Below are 23,845 nucleotides of genomic sequence, written 5' to 3'. Positions count from 1 at the left end.
AGGAGTGTGCCTGAATGAAAAAGCTGATCAATGATAAGAAAAATGTCGTTGAAGAAATGATTGATGGTTATGTAAAAGCCCATCCAGAATATATAAAGCGTTTGGAAGAAAATGATCGTGCATTAGTTTCAGCAAAACCGAAAGAAGAAGGAAAAGTTGCTATTTTAATTGGTGGTGGTTCAGGTCATGAGCCAGCATTCATGGGTTATGTTGGAGAAGGGATGGCCGACGGTGTAGCTGTTGGGAATATTTTTGCTTCTCCACCCCCAGCGCCAATTTTAGAAGTGACAAAAGCGATAGATAAAGGTGCGGGTGTCGTTTACCTATACGGGAACTATGCAGGTGACGTGATGAACTTCGGAATGGCTGCAGAGATGGCGGAAATGGAAGATATTGAAGTAGAAATGGCGCTTGCTTCTGATGATGTTGCATCTGCACCAAAAGAAGAAAAAGAAAAACGCCGTGGGATTGCTGGAGAATTTTTCGTTTATAAAATGGCTGGAGCAGCAGCTGACTTAGGATATAAATTAAAAGAAGTGGCAGATGTCGCACGTAAAACAAACGATAATACTCGTTCCATGGGTGTTGGTTTAACTCCTTGTTCCTTGCCACAAACAGGGGAACCAAGTTTTGAAATAGGTGACGATGAAATGGAAATTGGTTTAGGACACCACGGAGAACCGGGAATTCGAAAAGCTCCTTTAGACACAGCCGATAATGTTACAGATCAACTATTGGAACCAATTTTCGAAGATATGGAAATAAATGAAGGAGACGAAGTAGCTGTTCTTGTCAATGGGTTAGGATCCACTCCTCGAATGGAACTTTATATAATGTTCCGTCGTGTGGAGCAAGTGCTAAGTGAAAAAGGTATTAAAATATACCGTTCCTATGTAGGAGATTACATCACCTCCCTTGAAATGGGTGGAGCATCCATTACGTTAACGAAACTTGATGATGAAACAAAAAAATTAGTCGACCATCCAGTTAATACACCAATGTTCGTACAGAAATAAAGGAGAATTTCTATGAATATAACTGCAAAAGAATTAATTAATTATTTTAAAGAAGTTGTAGAAATAATGGAAAAGGAAAAAGATTATCTTTGTGACCTTGATCGAAAATTAGGCGACGGGGACCATGGGGTTACCATGTCTATTGGTTGGCAAGCGGTAAACGAACAGCTGAACGGAAAACTTGCAGAAGAAACAGACTGTGGGAAAATTAGTTCTACTGTTGGAATGACATTCTTGAATGCAGTTGGGTCTTCTGTTGGTCCACTTTATGCAACTGGTTTCATGCGCGGAGGAAAAGCCGTAAAAGGTAAATCTGTGTTAAACAATGTAGACCTAGTTGCATATTGGATTGCATTTATTAATGGTGTGCAAGAACGTGGTAATGCAAAAGTAGGGGATAAAACAATGATGGATACATTAATCCCGGCTTTAGAAGCATTAGTAGAAAATTTTGATCAAGAATTTATTCCTGCATTTGAATCGGCAGTAGAAGCTGGAGAAAAAGGAATGAAATCAACAACTGATTTAGTATCAAAAATTGGCCGTTCTAGCCGTCTTGGTGAACGCTCGAAAGGTGCTCAAGACCCAGGAGCAACTTCTGCTCACATGATCTTAAAAGCATTCTTAGATTTTGCAAAAGTACATGCATAAAATAAATACGAATGAAAGAAGCTGTTCCTAATGGTGATATGATACCCTTTGGAACAGCTTCTTTTTTCCTGTTTATCGGAATATACTTTTCGGGGTATTTTATCGTGGCAAAATATAGTAATGATTTAATGATAAAAGTAGCTAAGGAATATCAACATGGATATTTAGGAATTAGACAAATAGCTAAGAAACAGGGTATAAAATCTAAATCGTAAGTCGGTAGATAAATACAACTATATGAGAAATTGGGTGCTGATAGTTTAATAAGTACAAATTGTAAGCAAACTTACTCTGTTCAATTTAAGCTAGATGTATTAAGCTTTATAGAGTGAACAGGTTTTCAGAGATGGAAACAGCCCTTCGGCATGAAGTATCCCCCTCTCGAACTCAAAGAAAAATTCAAATTAAAAGATGTTTACACGTAGTCGGTATCCCTGGAATGCTCTTACCATTATCATCTAAAAATGATGAAGGAAGATAACACAGATCAAGTACTGGAAGGCTTATCCAAACCATTTTCGATGAAAATAACGGAAGTCATGGTTACCGTCGTATTCATCTAGAATTGAGAAACCAGTTCTTACAAAGGTACTGTTGGTATAGTTGCGAAAATAGAACCCTTAGAAGAAGCACTGGTAATCGTAAAAGACTCAAAGTACAGACCAACTATACATTCTGATCAAGGATGGCATTATCAACATAAAAAATAGATAAAAACCCTTAAACAAAATAAAGTATTTAAAAAGTATGTATAGAAAAGGAAATTGTTTAGATAATTCACCAATAGAAAACTTCTTTGGCTTACTAAAACAAAAGATGTATTACGGAGAGGCATGTGTTCTTTTGAAGAACTAAAAGGCAAGATTAAGAGAAATATAAATTACTATAATAACAAACGCATTAAGCAATAATTGACTGGTATGAGTTCAGTTCAATACCGCAATCACACCAGCCAACTAGCTAAAAAAGGCATAATTCTCTTTTTATTGAGAACTATGCCTTTTTTCATGAGGACTTTCAGTGGCTTCATAGTCACTGGTCCTCTTTTAATAAAAAGTTTATCGAGATAACTCTCGAAATTTATTTAGTTATGGGGGAATTTATACTACCCTATTACTCTACTCTATTATTGTGCATCTTCAACTGCTTGATTTATTTCTTCTACTAAGTCTTTACCAATTGTCTCTGAAAATTCTTCGATTACTGGTTGTACTGCTTCACGCATTTCAGCTATTGCTTCGTCAGACATCTCTGTGAACTCAACGCCTTCATCGATTAAACCTTGCTTGTAATCTTCGTTTGCTTCACGGTTAATTTCTCTTTGGTATTGACCAGCTTCAACTGCTGCACTTCTTAAAATTTCTTGGTATTCTGCTGGTAGACCATCATAGAATGGTTTACTTACTAAGAATACAAACGGTGTATAAATATGGTGTGTGTTAGATACATAATCTTGTACTTCATGGAACCCTTCTAAATAAATAGTAGAAAGTGGGTTCTCTTGTCCATCAACAGTTCCTTGTTGTAATGCTGTGAAAAGTTCTGTAAATGCCATTGGTGTTGGGTTTGCTCCTAATTCACGGAATGCTGCTAAGTGCAAATCATTTTCCATTGTGCGGATTTTTAAACCATCAAAATCAGCAATGGATTCGATAGGACGAGTACTATTGGACATATCACGGAATCCATTTTCCCAATATGCTAGCCCTACAAGGTTTTGCTCATCTAACATTTCTAAAAGTTTCGTACCAACTTCTCCATCAAGAACCGCGTCTGCTACTTGTTCATTGGGGAATAAGAATGGAATATCAAATACTGCATATTCAGGAATAAAGTTTGCAACAGGTGCTGTAGAAGGAACCGTTACTTCTTGTGAACCAAGTTGTAAAGCTTCCATCGCTGTACGGTCATCACCTAATTGACCACTATGATATGTTTCTACTGCAACTGCCCCATCTGTTTCTGCTTCTACAATTTCTTTAAATTTCAACAAACCTTTATATTGTGGATGCTCAGAGTTAAGTCCAATACTTGCGCGGATTGTATATTCCGCATCACCCGCTGCTACATTGCTAGAAGCTTCCTCTGCTGCTTCCTCACCAGTTGCTTCACTATCATCGCTACCTTCACTATCAGATGAAGCGTTATCTCCACCACATGCTGCAAGTAATAATACTAGAAATAAAGTTGTTAAAAGAAATGCTAATTTCTTCATAATGTTCCTCCTAGAAAATGTTTTTATTTTAAAAAATTATCTTTCAATAAATTCCTTTTCACCAAGTTTTTCTAGTACTTCTTCATAACTTGGTAATCCCTCATTGTCTCCAACAACACTTACAACCATCGAGCCAATAGCGTTGGCAAATGTAAGTGTTTTTTCCAATGACCAATTTTGAACAATTCCATACAAGACTCCAGCATCAAATCCATCACCAGCACCCACGGTATCGATTACATTGCTAGCTTTAATAGCAGGAGCTTCCACAATTTCACCATTGTAATATCCTACAGAACCTTTATCGCCCTGCTTGATCGCTATAAAGGAAACCCCCATGTCCTTCACTTCACTAATGATTCTTTTCGGGTCTTTTTCACCAATAATGATGTCCATTTCCTCGTCACCAGCTAGCAAAATATCAACCTTTGGAAGTAAGTTTCGAAGTACTTCCCTCGCTTCTTCCTTACTCCACATTCTTAGACGAATATTTGGATCGAGTGAGACTTTGACACCATGTTTTTTTGCTAAATCAATCGCTCGTTCTATTACTGGAATATTCACGGGATTTATTGCAGGGTAAATGCCCGTTAGATGAAGAAGTTTCGCTTGCTTAATATAGGACTCATCTAAATCCTCTGGCCTTAAAGTTAATATTGGTGACTTATCCCGATAGTATATCGTTTTTGTCGTCCCATCTGCCCTGATTTCTTTAAAGTTCAGTGATGTAGGATAATCATTGACTAAGCCTATTTGGGAAACATCCACCCCTTCACCGCGAGCGAAATTTAGAATATACTCACCAAAATCATCTTTTCCAAGTCTACTGATCCATCCTGTATGAAGACCTAGACGAGAACAACCAATCGCAACATTTAGTTCCGCACCACCTACCTTTTTTTCAAAGGTATTGGCAAACTTTAATCTTCCTTTAACACTGGGACTAAGTGTAACCATGGACTCGCCAATGGTAATCACGTCATGCAAGTTTACACCCCCTTTCAAGCAATCATTGGGTAAGCTAAAGCTACTTCGTTAAAACCTCTACTTCATCTTTTCTACCAATGATCACCTTATCAACCATATTGGTAAAAATACCTGTCTCAACAACACCTGTAAGCCGTTTCAATTTTTCATGCAGCTCTTCCGGTTCGGATATTTTGTCAAACTTACAATCCAAAATATAGTTCCCATTATCAGAAATAAATCGTTTTTCGTCTTTAATTCTTATAACAGGATCCCCACCTAATTCTGCAATCTTTTTGGCTGTGATTTCCCAGCCAAATTGTAATACCTCTATAGGTAAAGGGAATTCACCGAGTTCTTCAACTACCTTCGATTGATCGACAATAACAATGAACTGATCCGCATTTACATCGACTATCTTTTCTCTAACTAAAGATCCACCACCGCCTTTTAGTAAGTTTAGATTTCTATCTATTTCATCAGCTCCATCAATCGCTATATCAATACGATCAACGGAAGCAAAATCAGTCAATGGAACACCTACTTCCAGTGCAAGTCGCTCTGTTTTTTTCGATGAAGGAATTCCTTTAATATTAAAGCCTTCCTTTACCTTCTCACCTAATTTACGCACCATCCAGTTCACGGTGGAACCAGATCCTAAACCAACCACCATCCCATCTTTGATAAAATCAACGGATGCCTCAGCTGCTAATTTCTTTTCTAGATCTATTTGTTCCATTTGTAAACTCCTTTAGTTTTGTATGATTACCATTCAGCGACGCTACCGTCAGCATGGCGCCAAACTGGGTTTTTCCATGAATGTCCGACTTCAGCAAGTTGGCGAACAAAATCCTCGTCAATTTCTACACCAAGTCCTGCCTTCTCAGGAAGTTGCACATAACCATTTTCAAATTGGAAGACACTTTTATCTACAACGTAATCAAGGAGGTCATTTCCTTTGTTATAGTGAATTCCCATGCTTTGTTCTTGAATAAAGGCGTTATGTGAAACCGCATCCACTTGTAAGCATGCCGCTAATGCAATCGGACCTAATGGACAATGTGGAGCAAGGGCTACATCATAGGCCTCAGCCATAGCTGCTATTTTCATCGTTTCCGTAATTCCTCCTGCATGAGATAAATCCGGTTGAATGATGTCCACTGCACCTTCTTGCAATACCTGTTTAAAATCCCATCTTGAGTACATTCTTTCTCCTGTTGCAATTGGAACAGAAGAGACTTTTGCTAACTCTTTTAAGGCTTCATTGTTCTCTGGTAACACCGGTTCTTCTACAAACATCGGTCGGTAGGGCTCTAATTCTTTCATCAAAATCTTTGCCATTGGTTTATGAACGCGGCCATGAAAATCAATACCTATTCCGATATCAGCCCCTGCTTCATTCCGAATCGCATCTACCCTTGCAATAGTTTCATCAACCTTTTTATAAGAATCAATGTATTGGAGCTCTTCAGTCGCATTCATTTTTATTGCAGTAAATCCATTTTCTGCCGCCTGTTTTGCAGCTCCACCAACATCAGATGGACGATCCCCACCAATCCAAGTATAGACACGCATTTTATCTCTTACTTTACCGCCTAATAATTCATATACCGGTGCGTCATAATACTTTCCTTTAATATCCCAAAGTGCTTGGTCAATTCCAGCGATCGCACTCATAAGGATCGGACCACCCCGGTAGAAGCCGGCCCGATAGAGAACATTCCACGTATCCTGAATATGGAGTGGGTTCTTTCCTATAAGATAATCTTGCAAATCCATTACTGCTGCTTTTACAGTTTGTGCCCGTCCTTCGATAACGGGCTCACCCCAACCAATAATTCCTTCGTCTGTCTCAACTTTTAGAAAACACCATCTTGGCGGAACTAAAAAGCATTCCAACTTTGTTATTCTCACACAATCCCTCCTAGTTCGAATATTAAGCTATTACTTCCCTATCAATATGAGCGATAGTTGCGGGATATAGGTAATAATTAGTAATGTAATAATCATTACAAAGATAAATGGTATGATTCTCCTCACCAGTGATTCAAACGATACACCGGATATACCTTGTGCAACAAAAAGGTTTACTCCAACTGGTGGTGTAATGAAACCTACCGATAACCCGATAACCATGATGATACCGAAGTGAATTGGATCAAAGCCTAGGCTTGTCACAATTGGTAATAGAATTGGAGTCAGGATAATAATTGCTGCAAGCGTATCCATGAAACATCCAACAATTAAAAGTAAAATTAGAATTAAGAGCATGACAATAGTTGGGCTATCAGAGATAGATAGAATCCACTCGGCAATTTGATTTGGAATTTGTTCAACTGTAAGTAGTCTTCCAAATGCAGTCGCAGTTCCGACAATAATTAACACGGTTGCTGTTGTTAAAGCTGAGTCAATAAAAACGCGTGGCAAATGTTTCCATTTTAATTCTTTATAGATGAATAACCCTGCTATCAGTCCAACGAATACCGCTATAGCTGCAGCTTCAGTCGGTGTGAAAAATCCACCATAAATACCACCTAAAATAATAATTGGAATGGAAAGTGCCCATTTCGCATCCCAAATAGATTTAAGAATATTTTTGAAAGAGAACTTTTCACCGCTCCCTTTATATCCATTTTTCTTCGAGAAATAATATGCATAAGCACTTAAAGCAAAACAAATTATGAGACCAGGAATAATACCAGCCATAAACAGATCACCAATGGATGAAGCGGACGATGTTCCATAAATAACCATTGGAATACTAGGAGGAATAATTACACCTAGTGACCCTGCCGCCGCAACAACTGCCGCAGAAAAAGTACGATCATAACCTTGTTTTACCATTGCAGGAATCATGATACCTCCAATAGCAGCAACCGTTGCAGGAGCAGATCCTGAAATAGCTGCAAAAAACATACACGTAACAATGGTAGCGATTGCAAATCCACCGGTAATATTACCTACCATCGAGTTAGCAACTTTAAATAGTCGTTCAGAAATTCCACCTTTACTCATGATTCCACCAGCAAGAATAAAGAATGGAACAGCCATAATGGGGAAATTATCAACCGAAGTAACTAAACCTTGTACCAAAAATTCAATTGGTACAGATCCAGAGTAAACAATTGTTACTAAAGTAGATATTCCTAAAGCAATCCCAACTGGAACACTTAAAAGTAAAAATAAAACAAAGCTTCCAAATAAAACTGCAATTGTCATATGTATAACCTCCTTTGTTTATTTTTGATTTTTATCCTCTATTGTCTCTTCCATTACAAAATCTTGCTCCGTCTTCACTTCGAATTCCCGTTTACCCATAAGTGTTAATATTTGATAAAAAATTTGTTGGATAAGACGAATGGAAGTTAAAGCAAAGCCAACAGGTGTAGCCATATAAACAAACCCCATTGGAACATGTAATGCAGGAGAAGTCTGTCCCCAACCTAAAAGTTGTTGAGCAATGTCATATCCATATACGATAACTAATAGTGAAAAGGCCAAAAAGATTAAGTTAGCAATAAGGCCCAAAACAACCTTCTGTTTGTTTTTTATAAACTGCAATACAACATCCACTTTAATGTGTTTTTGCTTTTTCACACCATAGCTAATTCCGATATAAACTAACCATATGAAACAATAACGAGCTAATTCTTCGGACCATGATAGTGAGGAGTTCAACGCATATCGCATAAACACTTGTATAGTTATTGAAGCGGTCATTACAGTACTTAGAACAATTAATAACGATTCCTCTAAGTGTTCATCAAGCCATTTGATTATTTTCATGGTTATCCTCGCTTTCAAAAATAGTTTAATAGAACAAGCTTATTAGGGAAGGTAAACATTCTAGTACATCCTTTCTTCTTCAGAAAAGATTTCAAGAAAACTTCAGTAATAGCTATTTGCACTACATTTTCCATACAATTAATTTTTCACACAGTAATCCTTTACATTACACACCGTTATATTTTTTTCCGTTGCATCTTGTACATCAATTGTGTTGAAGCCAATTCCATATCGTGCAATTACCTTACAATCTGTTAAACTTTCAATAACCTTTCTACCTAGTGGTGCATATTGATTAATGATTGCATCAATATCTTTGGCAACTTCGATAACTTCTTCTGTCCGACATTGGGCATAAACAAACTCAACATCAGGAATTTGTTCTCTAATTAAGCTTTCTTCTATTTCGAGAGAGTCATACTCGAAATCAGAAAACAATACTTTAAACGCCATTTGAGACAATTCCTTTTTGTTTTAACTCAACAAACTTGTCGGCATAGAGTTTTGCTCGAGTTGTTAATTCCATTAATTCCTCAGGTGTAGCAGTCATATTTCCTTTCACCAAGGAACTACCTATACCAACACCAATAGCACCAGCACGGAAAAATTCGTTCATATTTTCAAGTTCAATTCCTCCAGTTGGAAGGATTGGGACTTGAGGTAATGGTCCACGTACATCCTTGATATAACTTGCTCCTAAGCTTCTTGCAGGGAAGAGTTTGATTACATCGGCCCCCGCTTCATAAGCAGTTAAAATTTCAGTCGGTGTCATTGCAGCAGGCATACTTAACACTCCGTAACGCTTCGTTAGACGAATTGTTTCAACATTTGTAGTCGGAGAAATGACGAATTTCGCACCACTGTTAATAACAAGCTTTGCAGTTTCAGGGTCTAGAACAGTTCCTGCACCAATATACATTTCATCGCCAAACTCTTTAACTGCTTCTTCAATAGCAAATGTTATTCCAGGCGTGTCAGCTGTAACTTCTACTGTACGAATGCCCCCTTTTAAAAGCGCTTCTAGAATATATACAATATTTTCACGTTTTTGCCCACGGATAATAGCAACAATCCCATTCTCTTTAATTCTGCTTATACCATCCATTGTTTCCCCTCCAATTTCAGCCTATCTACTAACATCTTCAATATGTGACTGGTATTTCGTTAGCTCACTTCGATCCGGTAATCCTTCGACATCCCCATCGACTTTTACAACAACGGAACCGATAAGATTACCACGAGCAACGCTTTTTTTTATCGATAATCCATCCAGTAGTCCAGAAAGTAGGCCTGCACAAAATCCATCTCCTGCACCAACCGGGTCACTTATTTCACTAGCTGCAACAACAGGTACATGTTCTGACTTTTCTTCTGTTACGTAGTAAGCGCCTTCTGAACCCGTTTTAATTACCGCTAATGATGCACCAGTTTCTAAAATACGTTTCCCAATTTCAATGGGATCTTTCGTACCGTAAAGAAACGCTCCTTCTTCCACCCCGGGTAGAACGATATCAGCGTATGAAACTAGTTCTTGAAGCACTTCTCTTGCTCTTTCTTCTGGCCACAAATTCTTTCTCAAATTCGGGTCAAATACTACCGTAACACCATTCTTTTTTGCTAATTTTATTGCATAAACGATCGCTTCATAACAAGATTCACTCAAAGCAGGGGTAATTCCTGTAACATGTAAATACTTAGCTCGTTTCAAGTAAGCCTCATTTATGTCGCCTGCACGCATTTTGCTTGCAGCGGAACCTTTACGATAATACTGAATTCGGAACTCAGATACTGTACGTTTTTCTTTAAAGTACAAGCCTGTCGGCGCCGCATCATCATATTGAACTTGACTGACATCAACACCTTCTCCCCTTAAAAAGGACAGAATTGCTTTTCCAAATTCATCATTCCCTACTCGGCTAATCCAACCAGCTTTATGTCCTAGCTTGGATAATCCGATAGCAACATTTGTTTCAGCTCCACCGAATCTCCTTGAAAAGTTAGATGCATATCGCATATGCCCTTGGGTATTTGGGGTGAATAGCACCATCGTCTCACCAATTGTAATCACATCCATGAATTGTCCCCCCTCCATGTGTTCTGCATGTTTCCATTATCTATACATCTAATTCGATTTTTACAGAAGAAAATCTTCTTATTAATTCTGGTTCAAACCGGTGAACATTCCCTTTATCAAGTTCTTTTCCATTTATTTTTTCAATTAATAATTCAGCTGCTCCTGCTCCAATTTCAAAGGTTGGCTGGGCAATCGTTGATAAAGAAGGAGTGTAAATATCAGCAAAGGAGATTTCATCAATTCCAATGAGGGCTAAATCCTCTGGTACTTTCAGATTGTTAACCCTTACATATTTTAGAATTTCCATCAATGTTAAGTCGTTGGTTGCAATCAACGCTTCTGGTCGATTTTGTGATTCCATTAAGTTTTCTAACCTTATCTGCATTTCCTTAATTGGAGAAGCAATAACATAATCTCCATTAGTATATACTCCATATTCCTCCACTGCTTTTTTATAACCAACGAGACGTTCCCTTCTTGGAGTACTCGTTGCAGGAGTCATTGTCATAATAGCGATTTTTTCATAACCATTACCCGCGAGCTCACCGACGCATAATTTAGTTGCTTTTTCATTATCTAATAGCATGGTACTAACTTTCATATCCGGTAGAATCCGGTCAATAAAAACAAGTGGAAAATTTCTCTTCCATAACTTTTGATATAGTTCAATATTACTACTGGTTGGCATCGCTATAATTCCATCAACTTGTTTGGATAGCAGCATTTCAATGTAACGTTTTTCTTTTTCTGGATTATCGTCTGCATTACAAATAATGACATGATAACCTGATTCGTTACATATATCCTCAATGGCCCTCATTACCTTTGTATTGAAGCTATACAAAATATTAGCTAAAATTACTCCAATCGTTGTCGTCTTTTTCTGTTTCAGACTTCTAGCAATTTTATTTGGATTGTAGTCTAGTTCTGCAATTATCTTTTTAATCCGTTCTTTCGTTTCTACGGCCATGTATTCATAGCGACCATTTAAATATTGAGAAACTGTACTTTTAGAAACTCCAGCACGTTTTGCTACATCACCAATAGTTACCGTCTTCATTGATTACCTCCAACTGGAAACGCTGTCACTTCCCAGAAACCAACTATTGAGAAACTGTTATCTAACACTCTCCCATACTTATTAAATAGACAATAGATTGATAGCTTACTAAACCGATTTACTAAAAAATCAAATTATTTTTTAAATCGAATTTCTATTAAATATAGTATAATTTCTTTGTAAGCGTTTTACAAGTCTTTTTTTTACTTTTTTTCACTTTTTATCACATTTTTGTATAAAATGACTGTTATTTATCTTATATAGTAACAAACACTAACAATAAAAAGGTAAAGGAAGGATTAGAAAATTAAATCGACAATATTTAAGTAACTTAAAAGTTTTGCTACTTTTAGAGGAGATACCTTTGCTGACCACGCTCGGTAGCTCAACAGGAGAATGATGTACCGAATGGAATGGAAATCTCTTCATTCGGTCACTCATGGGGGGTGAAGTACCGAACAAGGCAAACAACTCCCCATTCGGTAACTTATACCACTATCTGAAGGCTCATTTACCTCCCTAGCCAGCCACCATCAACAGATAATAGATGTCCATGTACATAGTTAGATGCATCAGAAGCTAGGTAAACAATCGTTCCTTTAAAATCATCTGGTGCACCCCACCTGGCCGCTGGGATTCGCTCCATAATTTGTCTGCTACGGGTATTATCATGAATTAACGCCTCATTCATATCCGTTGCTACGTATCCTGGAGCAATTGCATTCACATTCACATTGTGCTGTGCCCATTCATTAGCTAAGGCTTTCGTTAGTTGGGCTACCCCTCCTTTTGCCGATGCGTAAGCAGGAATCGTAATCCCACCTTGATATGAATTTAAAGAAGCGATGTTAATAATCTTTCCTTTCTTTCTCGGTACCATATGTTGACCAGCTTTTTGCGCTAACATCCAGACTGCTTTCAGGTTGACATTAATGACATCATCCCAATCTTCTTCTGAAAACTCTGTTGCAGGTGATCTCCGTTGAATCCCACCATTATTGACTAAGATATCTAATTTGCCCATTTTCTCAATTACTGTTGGAACAGCATTTTTTACTTGTTCCATATCCAATAAATCACATGGTATGATTTCACATTTTCTCCCGAGCAACTCAATATCTTCTTTTACATTGACTTGGGATGGATCTCTTTGCAGCAGCGCAATATCTGCACCCGCTTCAGCTAAACCGATAGCTAGCGAACGGCCAATCCCCCTAGTAGCACCCGTTATAGCCGCTACTTTTCCTTCTAACGAAAATAAATTTAGCATTTTCATCCTCCCTCTATATACTTTAAATTTCTTCAAAATACTACTCATGATATCTTATAATTACTCGTAAGTTTTTTTGTACCGTAATCATTTATTTTCATATTATATTTAACAAAAAAACTCCCGGGTAGATCTGTTATAACCTATAGGAGCTTTACAATATAAAATTATTTTTCTAACAAGTCCTCAACATGCTTCACAACATTCTCAACCGTGAAACCATATTCTTGCATCACGCGATTCCCTTCTCCGGATGCACCAAAGGTATTGATACCAAGAATGCTTCCTTCATCCCCAACATAACGATCCCAACCAAATGGAGAGGCCATTTCAACAGCTAGTCGTTTTTTCACGTTTGGTAAGAGAATGGAATCTTTGTATGCTTTGTCTTGTTCTTCATAGCGATCCCATGATGGCATGCTGACAACCCGCACATCCACACCTTTTTCTCGTAGAGTAGTCTGAGCTTTCACTGCCAATTGAACTTCTGAACCAGCCGCAAGAATTAATGCATCTGGCATTTCTTTTGCAGATTCACTTACAACATATGCACCTTTTTTCACACCGTCATATGCATTTTCTTTCGTACCTTCTAATGTAGGTAGGTTCTGACGGGTTAGAACCAATGCAGTTGGTTTATCTTTTGATTCGACAGCCAATCTCCATGCTGCTTGTGTTTCGTTCGCATCAGCAGGACGAATAAGTGATAATCCTGACATTACGCGATAGGATGCTAAATGTTCAACAGGCTCATGTGTTGGTCCATCTTCTCCAACCGCAATCGAATCATGTGTCCACACATATGTCACCGGTAACTTCATTAAAGCAGAAAGTCGAACAGCCGGACGGAGGTAGTCACTAAATACGAAGAATGTTCCTCCAAATACATTTACCCCGCCATGAAGCGCCATTCCGTTTAATGCTGCTGCCATCGCAAATTCACGAACACCGAACCAAATATTTCTACCAGCATAGTCTTCTTTTGAAAAATCAGCGACATCTTTAATTGTTGTTTTATTTGAACCAGCTAAATCTGCACTTCCGCCGATAAAATTCGGTACTGTTTTTGCAATCGCATTTAATACTTCACCAGAAGAAGCGCGTGTTGCAAGAGATGACCCAGCCTCATAAGTAGGAAGTTCTGAATCCCAGTTTAATGGCAATTCTCCATTAATTGCTAATTGCAATTCTTTGCCTTCTTCTGGGAATGCTGCTTTGTAATCTTCAAGCAACTTGTTCCAGTCGTTTTCAGCAAGTGTACCTTTTTTCACTACTTTTTCATTGAAGTCTGCATATACTTCATTTGGCACATGAAAAGTCTTATGCTCCCAGTTGTAATTTTCCTTTGTCAGTTTTACTTCCTCTTCACCAAGTGGTGCACCATGGGAATCAGAAGAACCTGATTTGTTTGGCGAACCAAAGCCAATCACCGTTTTCACTTCAATTAATGTTGGTCGCTCCAGGTTACCTTTTGCTTGCTTGATCGCAGCTTGTAAGTCATCGACATTATTCCCATCTTCCACACGAAGGACTTGCCAACCATATGAGCTAAAACGCTCTCCTATATTTTCTGAGAAGGATCTGTTCAAATCCCCATCAAGAGAAATGTCATTGGAGTCATAAAGAACAACAAGTTTCCCTAAGCCAAGATGTCCAGCAAGGGAAGCTGTTTCATGTGAGATTCCTTCCATTAAATCGCCATCACCAACGAGTGCATACGTAAAGTGATCAACTACTGGAAAGCCTTCTTTATTATACGTTGCACCTAGATGTGCTTCTGCCATCGCCATCCCAACAGCAGTCGCAATTCCTTGTCCAAGCGGTCCAGTCGTAGTTTCTACCCCATCTGTATGATGAACTTCTGGATGTCCTGGCGTTTTCGAACCCCACTGACGGAAATTCTTTAGGTCATCCATGGAAACATCGTAACCAGATAGATGAAGCAAACTATATAGAAGCATCGAGCCATGACCTGCTGAAAGGACAAATCGATCACGGTTAAACCATTTTGAATGTTTCGAATTATGAGTCATAAATTCCGTCCATAGTGTGTACGCCATTGGTGCTGCACCCATTGGTAAGCCAGGATGTCCTGAGTTTGCTTTTTCGATGGCATCAATGGAAAGTGTACGAATTGTATTAATTGACAATTGTTCTACAGAAGTCGTTGTTGGCATTTTTACCATACCTTTCTATTATAAAGTTTCAGCCTTTTTCGGAACCTTTTCCCAATCTGCTAAAACTATGTAATTCCGTTATCTGTTAACGGGTGCTTCCTTAACTTAGGTAAAAGCGATCCTGGAATTGTCGCAATATCCGCACCAGCTAATGCAGCTTTTTCTAAATGACCAATCGTTCTGATACTAGCAGTAATAATCTTTGCTTCTTATCCATAGTTTTGTAATGTTGTTTTAAGATTTTAGATCAGTTCAATCCCATCTTCCCCAATATCATCAACTCTTCCGACAAACGGACTAACATACGTTGCCCCAGCTTTTGCAGCCATTAACCCTTGTGCAACGGAGAAAACAAGTGTCACATTCGTTTTGGTTCGATACAAAATGCGAGGTACCATGGCATTAATCTATTGAAACTCAGGCGCCTTCTATGCTATTTTTGGGCTAAATGCCGATGTTCACAAGAAATTCGCTGAAGTTCACATTTTTTTTGCTGATGCTCATAAATATATCGCTGATGTTCACAATTAAAACGCCAAAGTTCACATCTACAGGAAAATACTGAAACCAATCTGGATAGAAAAGGCATAAGCTTCGAGAAAGTAGTGCTTACATTTCCCCAAAAACAACCTTTTTCTAGATAGTGGCCTTTGAAGAAGTAAGCTGCTTAACTGGATACGTACTTTTCACATATCTTACTTGCTTTTCTCTACCATTCACGAGAATTGAATGGGTGATGTAGTTGTTATATTGCGTTTCGATTCCATCAATTATAAGATTGTCTGTGATTCCTGTTGCAACAAATACACAATCATCTGTACGAACTAAATCCCTATGAAGTAAAACGCTCTCATGATTCGTTATTCCCATTTCCTTACATCTTCGTATTTCTTCATCATTCCTCGGCAAGAGTTTCGCTTGCATCTCTCCGCCAAGACAACGTACTGCAACCGCTCCTAATACCCCTTCTGGAGCACCGCCGATTCCTAGAAACATATCGACATTTAAACTTTCGATACAGGTAGCTGTTGCATAAATGACATCCCCATCATTAAACAATCGAACTTTAGCTCCTGTTTCTCGAATTCTATCAATATCATCTTTATGTCTAGGTCGATCTTGAATAAGGACATTTAATTCTGTTACGGCTTTTCCATTTGCTTTCGCCACAGCTTTTATGTTCTCTTCAATTGGTGCATCGATATCAATTTTCCCTTTCGCCTTAGGACCAACAGCAATTTTCTTCATGTACATATCAGGTGCATGTAATAACGTTCCTTTTGGTGCTGCAGCAATAACTGTGATGGCATTGCCCTGACCATTAACCGTTGGCGTTGTGCCTTCAATTGGATCAACTGCAATGTCCACTTCATGCGCTCCACCTGCACCTAATTTTTCTCCAATATAGAGCATTGGAGCTTCGTCAATTTCCCCTTCACCAATTACAATTGTGCTATCCATTTTCATCTTGTTTAAGTTTTCACGCATTGCATTCGTTGCAGCCCCGTCGGCAGCAATTTTATCTCCGCTACCAACCCAAGGCATTGCAGCAACTGCTGCTGATTCGGTTACTTTTAGAAAATCTAATAACAAGGATTGCATGACACCACTCCTCTTGGTTTAATTGACACTGCAATTACTTCCCGCTACTGCTTCTTTAAAATTTTGGCTAACAAATTCTTGTTCTTTTTCTACTATTTTATCAACCTTGCGTTTCGATCCTTCTGCCCAGGTTACGTTCAAGTATGCATTTACAACTTTTTTCGCAACTTCTGGTCCAATAATTTGTGAACCCAAAGTGATAATTTGTGCGTTATTACTTAACTGTGCTCTTTCTGCTGAATAAACATCATGTGCTAGCGCTGCACGGATACCAGGATATTTGTTTGCAGCAATACAAACACCAATACCTGTTCCACAAATTAATATCCCTCTGTCTATTTTCCCTTCGCTAATAGCCGCGGAAACGTCAAACGCCACATCCGGATAATCTACTGCATCTTTCGAGTGGCATCCATAATCTACTACTTCATGTTCTGTATCTGCTAAAAACTCTTTAATCACTTCTTTCAAATCAAAGGCATTGTGGTCACTACCGATAGCTATCTTCATTTTAAAAAATCCCCTTTCGTTTCACAAAAATGTGTTTTCGTTACCAATCTAATTCTATTATATTCCTTCGTTTTTTACAACCTTTTTATTCATTTACTTTCAAAACAAAAACAAACGATAAATTATACTTGTTGTTTATTCGTTAAAAACTTATTAAATATCTGTTTTCTTCAATAAAACAAAATTTAACTTTTAATTATTTTGTTTTATTTTCATTTACTGGTATGATATGATAGAAATATTAAACTCGATATCGGATATAAGAGGTGACAAGATGGGCAAAATGTTTGCCGAAGAGAGAAGGGGATTAATTTTAACCCAACTTCAAAAAGAAAAACGTATCACAGTAAAAGATCTAGCCAAAAATTTAAACGTATCAGAAGCTACTTTACGAACCGATTTAAAAATCATGGAACAAGATGGATTATTAACAAGAACCCACGGTGGAGCTGTTTTAAATGAAAGTTCTACCCCGATGAATAGCTTTTCTGAACGGGCAACGAAAAACATTGATTATAAAAAATCCATCACAAATAAGGCAATCAACTTAATTGAAAACAAAAATAGTATTTTACTAGACGCTAGTACAACTACCTTAGAATTAGCACGCCGACTAAAGGAAACAGATATGCGACTAACCGTTGTGACAAATGGATTAATGACCGCTATGGAGCTGAAAGAAAATCCAAATGTGAACGTCATTCTAATTGGTGGTATTGCCCGAATGGGGTCCATGGCATTGGAAGGTCTTCTTGGCAGTTCCATTTTAGATAAAATTAATATCGATGTTATGTTCACATCAGCCAATGGATTTACAATTGGCGAAGGTCTCACCGATTTTAACGTATACGAAGTAGAACTAAAAAAACAAATGGTACAAAAAGCAGACAAAGTCGTCGCGCTTATAGACCATACCAAAGTTGGAAATAGCTCCATTGCATCTTTCGCAACAATCGGTCAAATCGATACATTGATAACAGACAAAAAATTACCAACAGAAATAGCAGATGAGCTAGCTTCTTATGATATGAAGATAATTGTTGGAAAATAATATGTAAAAGGGATAGTAGAAACAAGTATATGTTTCACTATCCCTTTTTATTTTGGCTCTTATCGGTTAAAGGAATGGAAGGAAGATATTCTGTCTACTTACTGATAATTTAAAGTGTGGCACGACTTTTAAGAGTTCTCACCAAACTTTTTAGGGCTACCCCCACACATACACATCCGCCTGGTGCAATCCAAATGGGTATACTATTTGTTTTTATATTCATTACTTTCCTTATTTATTTCTGAAATCTTTCATATATATTTTTTTATTTTCGAAATGAAGGTATTTTATATACATTTAACAAGATTTGTTATAGAATGAAAGTGTAAGAAAACATTTTCATAGGGGTGGATTACATGAAAGTCGGATTTATTGGGTTAGGTATTATGGGGAAACCAATGGCAGGTCATCTTATTAAAAAGGGATATGAAACATATCTTTTTGATTTAAATACAGATGCTGTAAACGAATTAGAAGCAATAGGCGGACATTCTTGTGGATCAAACAAAGAACTTGCTGAAAATAGTGATGTTATTATTACGATGCTTCCAGCAGGAAAACATGTTTCACTCGTATTGTTCTCAGAAGAAGGTATTGCTGCAAACTGTAAACCAGGAACGATTATCATTGATATGAGCTCTGTTAAACCAGAAGAATCGAAAGAGTTTGCTACTAAACTAAAAGAATACGATGTACACTTAATTGATGCTCCTGTTAGTGGCGGAGAACCAAAGGCAATAGAAGGTGCACTATCCATCATGGCTGGTGGAGATCAAGAGCATTTCAATAAAGTACTACCTTTATTTGAAGTAATGGGCGAACATATTGTTCATATGGGGCAAACGGGAACTGGTTCAGCAACAAAATTAGCAAACCAAATTCTCGTAAGTAGTCACCTTGCTGCACTAGCAGAAGCTTCTGTATACGCTAGTAAAGCAGGAATTGACTTGAACAAACTTTATGAAGCAGTTCGGAGCGGACTAGCTGGTAGTGCAGTAATGGATGCAAAAATGCAACGTATCGTTGACCGTGATTTTGAACCAGGCGGTAAAATCGAAACAAACTTCAAAGATTTAGGAAACATTCAAGCATCTGCAAATTCGCTTGGAGTACCACTTCCAGTAACAAACTTAGTTAAAGAAATATTCGGTTCTGAGATCGCAAATGGTAACGGCGGAAAAGACCATTGCTACATTATTGATTTCTTTGAGAAAATGGCAAATCACCAAGTAAGCGGAAAATAAATTAGAATTACTTTAGTGCATGCCTTGGCTTGCACTTTTCTTTTTGTTTTAAAAGGAAATTTTTTACTGTTTTCTGATTTTGTTGTCTGTTATTCATGATAGACTGTTCCAATTCTATTCTTTTTTCTTTTGTCTATCATCCACCCCAAAAAGTTAGATTTTTACTCCAACTTTTTGGGGTGCATTACATTCCTGTCCCCCGCGTATCCCCTAATAAATGTACCAGTTCCATTAGTGAATGAGACTGGTACATTTTATTATTGTGCTGTTCATTATTCTCCAGAGATTTCAATCAAACTAACCTGACTCTGATTAAGAAAGCGTACCGGCGCAACACTTGTGCCAAGCCCACTATCAATATATAGAAACTGGTTTACAACAAATTCGTATGTTCCTTTCTCCAACTTGGGAAAGAAACCTTGATCTGGAGCAACTAACGCTCCGATGAATGGGATTCTCACTTGTCCACCATGGGTATGACCGCTCAAAAATATATCTGCTGGAATAGGCCTACTTTTTTCAAAGATAGTTGGTGTATGCGATAGTAGAATCGTATAGCTTTCTTGATCCACGTTATCAAACGCACGATCTAGATTATCATGATTGGTTGAAGCATTATCAATTCCAACGAGATTCACCTTTACATCGTCTATGACAAGTTCCGTATGTTGATTGTTTAAAATGGTTACATTCCTTTCTGCAAGACCATCTAAAAGGGATTCTCTAAAAGAGTTGTCCCATTCGTGGTTACCGGAGACAAAATAGACATGCTGATTTATTGCTTTTATTCGTTCCACTAACGAAAAAACGTGATCGAAATTATCTGTCCGTCTATCCACAAGGTCACCCGTCAATACAATGATGTCCGCATTTGTGCTTTCCACCGTTTCTATCAATTCTTCGTTGTTACTTCCAAAAACTTTATTATGTAAGTCACTAATTTGAAGTATTGTAAAACTAGAATCCCCTGGTATTTTATCCGAGTGAAACTGGACTGAATTTACTTTAAAACTATTGGTATCAACGTATATTTTTATGGAAATAGCAAAGATAAAAAGAACAGCAAAAAAGATCCTGAATCTTCCCCCTTTCTTACGCTTTCTATCATTTCCAGTCTTTTGTTTCTTTTGTTTCCATTTAAGTAACACGAAATGGATCATCTCCCTCGGGTAGTATATACTCTTTAATTTAATAGAAAGGCTAGATAATCACACTAAAAAGAAGAAATACGTGGCAGGAAACCCTAAATAATGAAAAACGGAATCATTAATAAAGTCGCTCGGTTTACCATATTCTTTACTATGCGGTTTATTGAAGGGGAAGATAAACATGAGGAAGCGATCGAATGTAAATTATATTTTTATCGCTGTTTTTGCCATCGTTGTGGGTATTGTAATCTTCGTTTTTCAATTAACATGGATTTCTCCAAGCCAGCAAGCAAAAAATGTAGTGAATGAGTTTTATGGCTATGAACAGGAAGCTGCTTTTACTGCATCCTGGGAGTTATTACATCCCCTTATGCAAGAGAGATGGAGTAAAACGGCATACATAACAGATCGCGCACATGTATTCATGGGACACTTCGGCGTGGAAACCTTTGAATTTGCAATTGAGGAAGTTGGAGAGATAGAAACTTGGAAAATGGCGGAGGATTCACCATCCTTAAAGGAAGTTTACCTCTTCAATGTGACCCAATCCTATCATGGAAAATATGGGAAATTCCATTTTTCACAGGTGGTGTATGTTGTAAACACAAAGGACACCTGGAAAATTCTCTAGGACTATAATGGCGGATAGGTAAATATTAATAGATAAAGTTACAGGAGAAATGCTGCTGCAACACTTCTCCTGTAGCAACCTCTACCGTCAGGGACGTGGTTGTCAATATATTTAATTCTTTTCTTAAAAAACCACCCTTTTGCTTGTGACGGCGTAGGGTGGTTTTCTTGTTTTCTAGTACAGTTTTTATATTCTTCCTGCATCACACTCCACGAAGATTCGACAGAACTCCAGGGAGTGACAGTACCTCCCCAAAGGAAGCAAAAGAACCGTCCCCATGCTTCCTATTCGACATAATTCGGGGAGTGACAGGCACCACTACGAAGCTTGAGTTACAGGAACTTCATTATTCTTCACTTTTTTCTGTTTGATCAATCTACTTACAAACCATATTGCAACAATAACCCAAAGGATCGAACCGAGTATCATGGAGATGCCATAATCCATATTAAATCCTTCTGGTGCGTAAAAGACATAGCTACATACAACTGCTGTCATAAATAATGCTGGTATACTACAAATCCAGTGGAACTTGTAATTTTTCACTAAATACATCGCACCTGTCCACAACATCACCGTCGCAACAACCTGGTTTGTCCACCCAACATAGCGCCACAAGAAATTATAATCAATCATGGAAAGAAACAGCACTGGCAATGCTACAGGAATGATAAGTAAAGCAACTGTCCCTTTCTTTTTCAAATCCTTTTTCGTGATTTGTGTTAATAAATCTGCAAGCATCATTCTCGATGATCGAAGTGCTGTATCACCTGTCGTGATTGGTAGAATGATGATTCCAAAGATTGCTAGAATTCCACCGAATGTGCCAAGGGTAGAGATGCTGATTTCACTTACAACCCCACCAGGACCACCTACAGCTAGGGCTTCTTGAAGACCACCTGTATTGCCAAAGAATGTCATACCTGCTGCAGCCCAAATTAATGCGATAACACCCTCAGCAACCATCGCACCGTAAAATACTTTCCTACCTTCACTTTCCTTTTTCAATGTACGTGCAATGATCGGACTTTGTGTAGAGTGAAATCCAGATATTGCACCACAGGAGATCGTAACCATCAACAACGGCCATATCGGCATATCCCCAGGATGTAGATTATTTAATGTTAAATTAGGTATCGGTGTTTCGAAAAAGAACATCCCAATCCCAATGGATACAGCCATAAAAATAAGAATTGCACCGAAAAACGGATAAAGCTTACCAATAATTTTATCAACTGGTAGTACTGCAGAAAGCAATAAATAAACAAAAACGAGAAGCAAACATGCCGTAAAACTAAGTGGCGTTATCGAAGAAACCAATTGAGCAGGTGCCGCTGTAAATGCTGCAGCCACTAAAATCATCAAGCAAATGGAAATAATCGTAATGAAAAATTTCGCATATTTCCCTAAATATTTCCCTACGAGTGTTGGGAATTGTGCCCCACCATGCCGGAGTGACATCATGCCAGAGAAGTAATCATGAACAGCTCCAGCAAAGATGCAACCAACAACAATCCAAATAAATGCGACCGGTCCGTATAGAGCACCTAATATGGCACCAAAGATTGGTCCAGTTCCAGCAATGTTTAATAGCTGGATCAAACTCCCCTTCCACCATTTCATTGGTACAAAGTCTAAACCGTCTTGTTTGGAATAGGCAGGTGTCTCCTGTTTATCATCAATTCCAAAAATTCGTTCGACTACCTTGCTATATATCGCATAACCAACAATTAAAAATAAGATAGACCCGATGAATGTTATCATTGCTGCAACCCCTTTGCCTATTAACTAATACGCAATATATTACACAATATTTCTACAAAAAGCAATGTATTTAATGAAAATTTTCTCATAATTTGTAATCAAGCGTTTTCATTCGTTTATTACTTACTATTAGTCAATTATTTATGAACAACAATCCTGTTACTAATTGGGATAACTTGACAAACATGGAATTACTATACGATATATTGCGTTTATATTTCATAAGATGCCCATAGTAGTATGGCCTACGAGGGACATAGGGACAGGCACACTGAACCAAATACATTTTTGATATTTTTATAAAAATAGACCAAGTGTCTTTAACACTCAGTCTAAACCAAGGAAATATTCTGGGAAGCACTACATACCTGTCCCCGTGTCTCCTCACATGTATTGTAAAAATAAACCTTATAAAAACAGAAGCTGCAAGAATCAATGGGATTAAGGACTTTTGAATAATAAATAATCGGAATATACTGTATTCAGTTTGGTTATATGGTGAATATAAGTCAAATCTTTCGAGTAACTCCTGTAATAAACGATAAATATATTTAGTCCATCCTATATAATTAACTTTACTCCACCAATAAAAAACTAAACGGTGTGAGTAAGAGTGCACGCACTCTCACTTCACCGTTTAGTTTACATTTTAAAAAAATATTGAAACAACAAAAGCCTTC

General features: G+C 37.8%; 22 protein-coding genes and 1 pseudogene. 6 read left to right on the top strand and 17 right to left on the bottom strand.

Annotated elements, in window-relative coordinates:
* The first annotated feature begins 14 nt into the window (after positions 1-14).
* From dhaK to ACHABU_RS14910, 3 genes are read left to right on the top strand one after another with little or no spacing between them, the layout of a single operon-like run.
* Entirely contained in the window at positions 15-1,016 is a 1,002-nt protein-coding gene (gene dhaK / locus ACHABU_RS14920; protein WP_435765733.1) for a dihydroxyacetone kinase subunit DhaK, read from the top strand.
* 12 nt (positions 1,017-1,028) lie between these two features.
* Positions 1,029-1,667: a dihydroxyacetone kinase subunit DhaL gene (gene dhaL, locus ACHABU_RS14915; protein WP_435765732.1), complete on the top strand. Its 639-nt coding sequence runs from the start codon at positions 1,029-1,031 to the stop codon at positions 1,665-1,667.
* A gap of 11 nt (positions 1,668-1,678) precedes the next feature.
* On the top strand, positions 1,679-1,882 hold the full coding sequence (locus ACHABU_RS14910) for a hypothetical protein (RefSeq protein ID WP_435765731.1): 204 nt from the start codon (positions 1,679-1,681) through the stop codon (positions 1,880-1,882).
* A 911-nt stretch (positions 1,883-2,793) separates the two neighbouring features.
* Here ACHABU_RS14910 and ACHABU_RS14905 read toward each other — a convergent pair.
* From ACHABU_RS14905 to rpiB, 15 genes and pseudogenes are all read right to left on the bottom strand, one after another.
* Entirely contained in the window at positions 2,794-3,882 is a 1,089-nt protein-coding gene (locus ACHABU_RS14905; RefSeq protein ID WP_435765730.1) for a TRAP transporter substrate-binding protein, read from the bottom strand.
* A gap of 36 nt (positions 3,883-3,918) precedes the next feature.
* On the bottom strand, positions 3,919-4,869 hold the full coding sequence (locus ACHABU_RS14900) for a sugar kinase (protein ID WP_435765729.1): 951 nt from the start codon (positions 4,867-4,869) through the stop codon (positions 3,919-3,921).
* A 40-nt stretch (positions 4,870-4,909) separates the two neighbouring features.
* Positions 4,910-5,587, bottom strand: coding sequence for a ribose-5-phosphate isomerase RpiA (gene rpiA / locus ACHABU_RS14895; RefSeq protein ID WP_435765728.1), 678 nt, complete (start codon positions 5,585-5,587; stop codon positions 4,910-4,912).
* A gap of 26 nt (positions 5,588-5,613) precedes the next feature.
* Positions 5,614-6,762 (bottom strand): galactonate dehydratase, encoded by a 1,149-nt coding sequence (dgoD, locus tag ACHABU_RS14890; protein ID WP_435765727.1) that lies wholly within the window; start codon positions 6,760-6,762, stop codon positions 5,614-5,616.
* A gap of 30 nt (positions 6,763-6,792) precedes the next feature.
* Entirely contained in the window at positions 6,793-8,067 is a 1,275-nt protein-coding gene (locus ACHABU_RS14885; RefSeq protein ID WP_435765726.1) for a TRAP transporter large permease, read from the bottom strand.
* A gap of 18 nt (positions 8,068-8,085) precedes the next feature.
* On the bottom strand, positions 8,086-8,634 hold the full coding sequence (locus tag ACHABU_RS14880) for a TRAP transporter small permease (RefSeq protein ID WP_435765725.1): 549 nt from the start codon (positions 8,632-8,634) through the stop codon (positions 8,086-8,088).
* 138 nt (positions 8,635-8,772) lie between these two features.
* Positions 8,773-9,087, bottom strand: a complete 315-nt coding sequence (locus ACHABU_RS14875) for a hypothetical protein (protein WP_435765724.1) — start codon at positions 9,085-9,087, stop codon at positions 8,773-8,775.
* A complete protein-coding gene (locus tag ACHABU_RS14870) occupies positions 9,077-9,739 on the bottom strand; it encodes a bifunctional 4-hydroxy-2-oxoglutarate aldolase/2-dehydro-3-deoxy-phosphogluconate aldolase (RefSeq protein WP_435765723.1) in 663 nt (220 codons plus the stop codon). Before ACHABU_RS14870 ends, ACHABU_RS14875 begins: the two co-directional genes overlap by 11 nt.
* 21 nt (positions 9,740-9,760) lie before the next feature.
* Positions 9,761-10,708: a sugar kinase gene (locus tag ACHABU_RS14865; protein ID WP_435765722.1), complete on the bottom strand. Its 948-nt coding sequence runs from the start codon at positions 10,706-10,708 to the stop codon at positions 9,761-9,763.
* 40 nt (positions 10,709-10,748) lie between these two features.
* On the bottom strand, positions 10,749-11,768 hold the full coding sequence (locus ACHABU_RS14860) for a LacI family DNA-binding transcriptional regulator (protein ID WP_435765721.1): 1,020 nt from the start codon (positions 11,766-11,768) through the stop codon (positions 10,749-10,751).
* 511 nt (positions 11,769-12,279) lie between these two features.
* Entirely contained in the window at positions 12,280-13,038 is a 759-nt protein-coding gene (locus ACHABU_RS14855) for an SDR family oxidoreductase (protein WP_435765720.1), read from the bottom strand.
* 167 nt (positions 13,039-13,205) lie between these two features.
* Positions 13,206-15,215, bottom strand: coding sequence for a transketolase (gene tkt / locus ACHABU_RS14850; RefSeq protein WP_435765719.1), 2,010 nt, complete (start codon positions 15,213-15,215; stop codon positions 13,206-13,208).
* An 18-nt stretch (positions 15,216-15,233) separates the two neighbouring features.
* A pseudogene (locus tag ACHABU_RS14845) lies at positions 15,234-15,586 on the bottom strand (transaldolase family protein); the annotation flags it as partial.
* A gap of 265 nt (positions 15,587-15,851) precedes the next feature.
* On the bottom strand, positions 15,852-16,817 hold the full coding sequence (gene glpX / locus ACHABU_RS14840) for a class II fructose-bisphosphatase (RefSeq protein WP_435765718.1): 966 nt from the start codon (positions 16,815-16,817) through the stop codon (positions 15,852-15,854).
* Between the two features lie 18 nt (positions 16,818-16,835).
* Positions 16,836-17,327 (bottom strand): ribose 5-phosphate isomerase B, encoded by a 492-nt coding sequence (gene rpiB / locus ACHABU_RS14835; RefSeq protein WP_435765717.1) that lies wholly within the window; start codon positions 17,325-17,327, stop codon positions 16,836-16,838.
* Between the two features lie 274 nt (positions 17,328-17,601).
* Here rpiB and ACHABU_RS14830 point away from each other — a divergent pair, with 274 nt between their 5' ends.
* Positions 17,602-18,378, top strand: coding sequence for a DeoR/GlpR family DNA-binding transcription regulator (locus ACHABU_RS14830; protein ID WP_435765716.1), 777 nt, complete (start codon positions 17,602-17,604; stop codon positions 18,376-18,378).
* Between the two features lie 356 nt (positions 18,379-18,734).
* Positions 18,735-19,622 (top strand): 2-hydroxy-3-oxopropionate reductase, encoded by an 888-nt coding sequence (locus ACHABU_RS14825; protein WP_435765715.1) that lies wholly within the window; start codon positions 18,735-18,737, stop codon positions 19,620-19,622.
* Positions 19,623-19,894: 272 nt separating this feature from the next.
* On the opposite strand, the gene ACHABU_RS14820 is transcribed toward ACHABU_RS14825, so the two are convergent.
* The gene (locus tag ACHABU_RS14820) at positions 19,895-20,770 is read right to left on the bottom strand and encodes a metallophosphoesterase (protein ID WP_435765714.1); all 876 of its coding nucleotides are present in this window, start codon (positions 20,768-20,770) and stop codon (positions 19,895-19,897) included.
* A gap of 181 nt (positions 20,771-20,951) precedes the next feature.
* Here ACHABU_RS14820 and ACHABU_RS14815 point away from each other — a divergent pair, with 181 nt between their 5' ends.
* The gene (locus tag ACHABU_RS14815; RefSeq protein ID WP_435765713.1) at positions 20,952-21,401 is read left to right on the top strand and encodes a hypothetical protein; all 450 of its coding nucleotides are present in this window, start codon (positions 20,952-20,954) and stop codon (positions 21,399-21,401) included.
* A gap of 318 nt (positions 21,402-21,719) precedes the next feature.
* On the opposite strand, the gene ACHABU_RS14810 is transcribed toward ACHABU_RS14815, so the two are convergent.
* Positions 21,720-23,165 (bottom strand): carbon starvation CstA family protein, encoded by a 1,446-nt coding sequence (locus tag ACHABU_RS14810; RefSeq protein WP_435765712.1) that lies wholly within the window; start codon positions 23,163-23,165, stop codon positions 21,720-21,722.
* Positions 23,166-23,845 lie beyond the last annotated feature (680 nt).

It is taken from the genome of Oceanobacillus sp. CF4.6, assembly GCF_051262635.1.
In the GTDB taxonomy this organism is placed as follows: domain Bacteria; phylum Bacillota; class Bacilli; order Bacillales; family Amphibacillaceae; genus Oceanobacillus.
This window is presented reverse-complemented; position numbering and strand designations above follow the sequence as displayed.

What these genes read in the sequence shown, in the direction of transcription:
- dhaK (WP_435765733.1), top strand. Translation starts at nt 15, where the DNA reads ATGAAAAAGCTGATCAATGATAAGAAAAATGTCGTTGAAGAAATGATT.
- dhaL (WP_435765732.1), top strand. Translation starts at nt 1,029, where the DNA reads ATGAATATAACTGCAAAAGAATTAATTAATTATTTTAAAGAAGTTGTA.
- ACHABU_RS14910 (WP_435765731.1), top strand. Translation starts at nt 1,679, where the DNA reads ATGAAAGAAGCTGTTCCTAATGGTGATATGATACCCTTTGGAACAGCT.
- ACHABU_RS14905 (WP_435765730.1), bottom strand. Translation starts at nt 3,882, where the DNA reads ATGAAGAAATTAGCATTTCTTTTAACAACTTTATTTCTAGTATTATTA.
- rpiA (WP_435765728.1), bottom strand. Translation starts at nt 5,587, where the DNA reads ATGGAACAAATAGATCTAGAAAAGAAATTAGCAGCTGAGGCATCCGTT.
- ACHABU_RS14885 (WP_435765726.1), bottom strand. Translation starts at nt 8,067, where the DNA reads ATGACAATTGCAGTTTTATTTGGAAGCTTTGTTTTATTTTTACTTTTA.
- ACHABU_RS14880 (WP_435765725.1), bottom strand. Translation starts at nt 8,634, where the DNA reads ATGAAAATAATCAAATGGCTTGATGAACACTTAGAGGAATCGTTATTA.
- ACHABU_RS14875 (WP_435765724.1), bottom strand. Translation starts at nt 9,087, where the DNA reads ATGGCGTTTAAAGTATTGTTTTCTGATTTCGAGTATGACTCTCTCGAA.
- ACHABU_RS14870 (WP_435765723.1), bottom strand. Translation starts at nt 9,739, where the DNA reads ATGGATGGTATAAGCAGAATTAAAGAGAATGGGATTGTTGCTATTATC.
- ACHABU_RS14865 (WP_435765722.1), bottom strand. Translation starts at nt 10,708, where the DNA reads ATGGATGTGATTACAATTGGTGAGACGATGGTGCTATTCACCCCAAAT.
- ACHABU_RS14860 (WP_435765721.1), bottom strand. Translation starts at nt 11,768, where the DNA reads ATGAAGACGGTAACTATTGGTGATGTAGCAAAACGTGCTGGAGTTTCT.
- ACHABU_RS14855 (WP_435765720.1), bottom strand. Translation starts at nt 13,038, where the DNA reads ATGCTAAATTTATTTTCGTTAGAAGGAAAAGTAGCGGCTATAACGGGT.
- tkt (WP_435765719.1), bottom strand. Translation starts at nt 15,215, where the DNA reads ATGCCAACAACGACTTCTGTAGAACAATTGTCAATTAATACAATTCGT.
- glpX (WP_435765718.1), bottom strand. Translation starts at nt 16,817, where the DNA reads ATGCAATCCTTGTTATTAGATTTTCTAAAAGTAACCGAATCAGCAGCA.
- rpiB (WP_435765717.1), bottom strand. Translation starts at nt 17,327, where the DNA reads ATGAAGATAGCTATCGGTAGTGACCACAATGCCTTTGATTTGAAAGAA.
- ACHABU_RS14830 (WP_435765716.1), top strand. Translation starts at nt 17,602, where the DNA reads ATGGGCAAAATGTTTGCCGAAGAGAGAAGGGGATTAATTTTAACCCAA.
- ACHABU_RS14825 (WP_435765715.1), top strand. Translation starts at nt 18,735, where the DNA reads ATGAAAGTCGGATTTATTGGGTTAGGTATTATGGGGAAACCAATGGCA.
- ACHABU_RS14815 (WP_435765713.1), top strand. Translation starts at nt 20,952, where the DNA reads ATGAGGAAGCGATCGAATGTAAATTATATTTTTATCGCTGTTTTTGCC.
- ACHABU_RS14810 (WP_435765712.1), bottom strand. Translation starts at nt 23,165, where the DNA reads ATGATAACATTCATCGGGTCTATCTTATTTTTAATTGTTGGTTATGCG.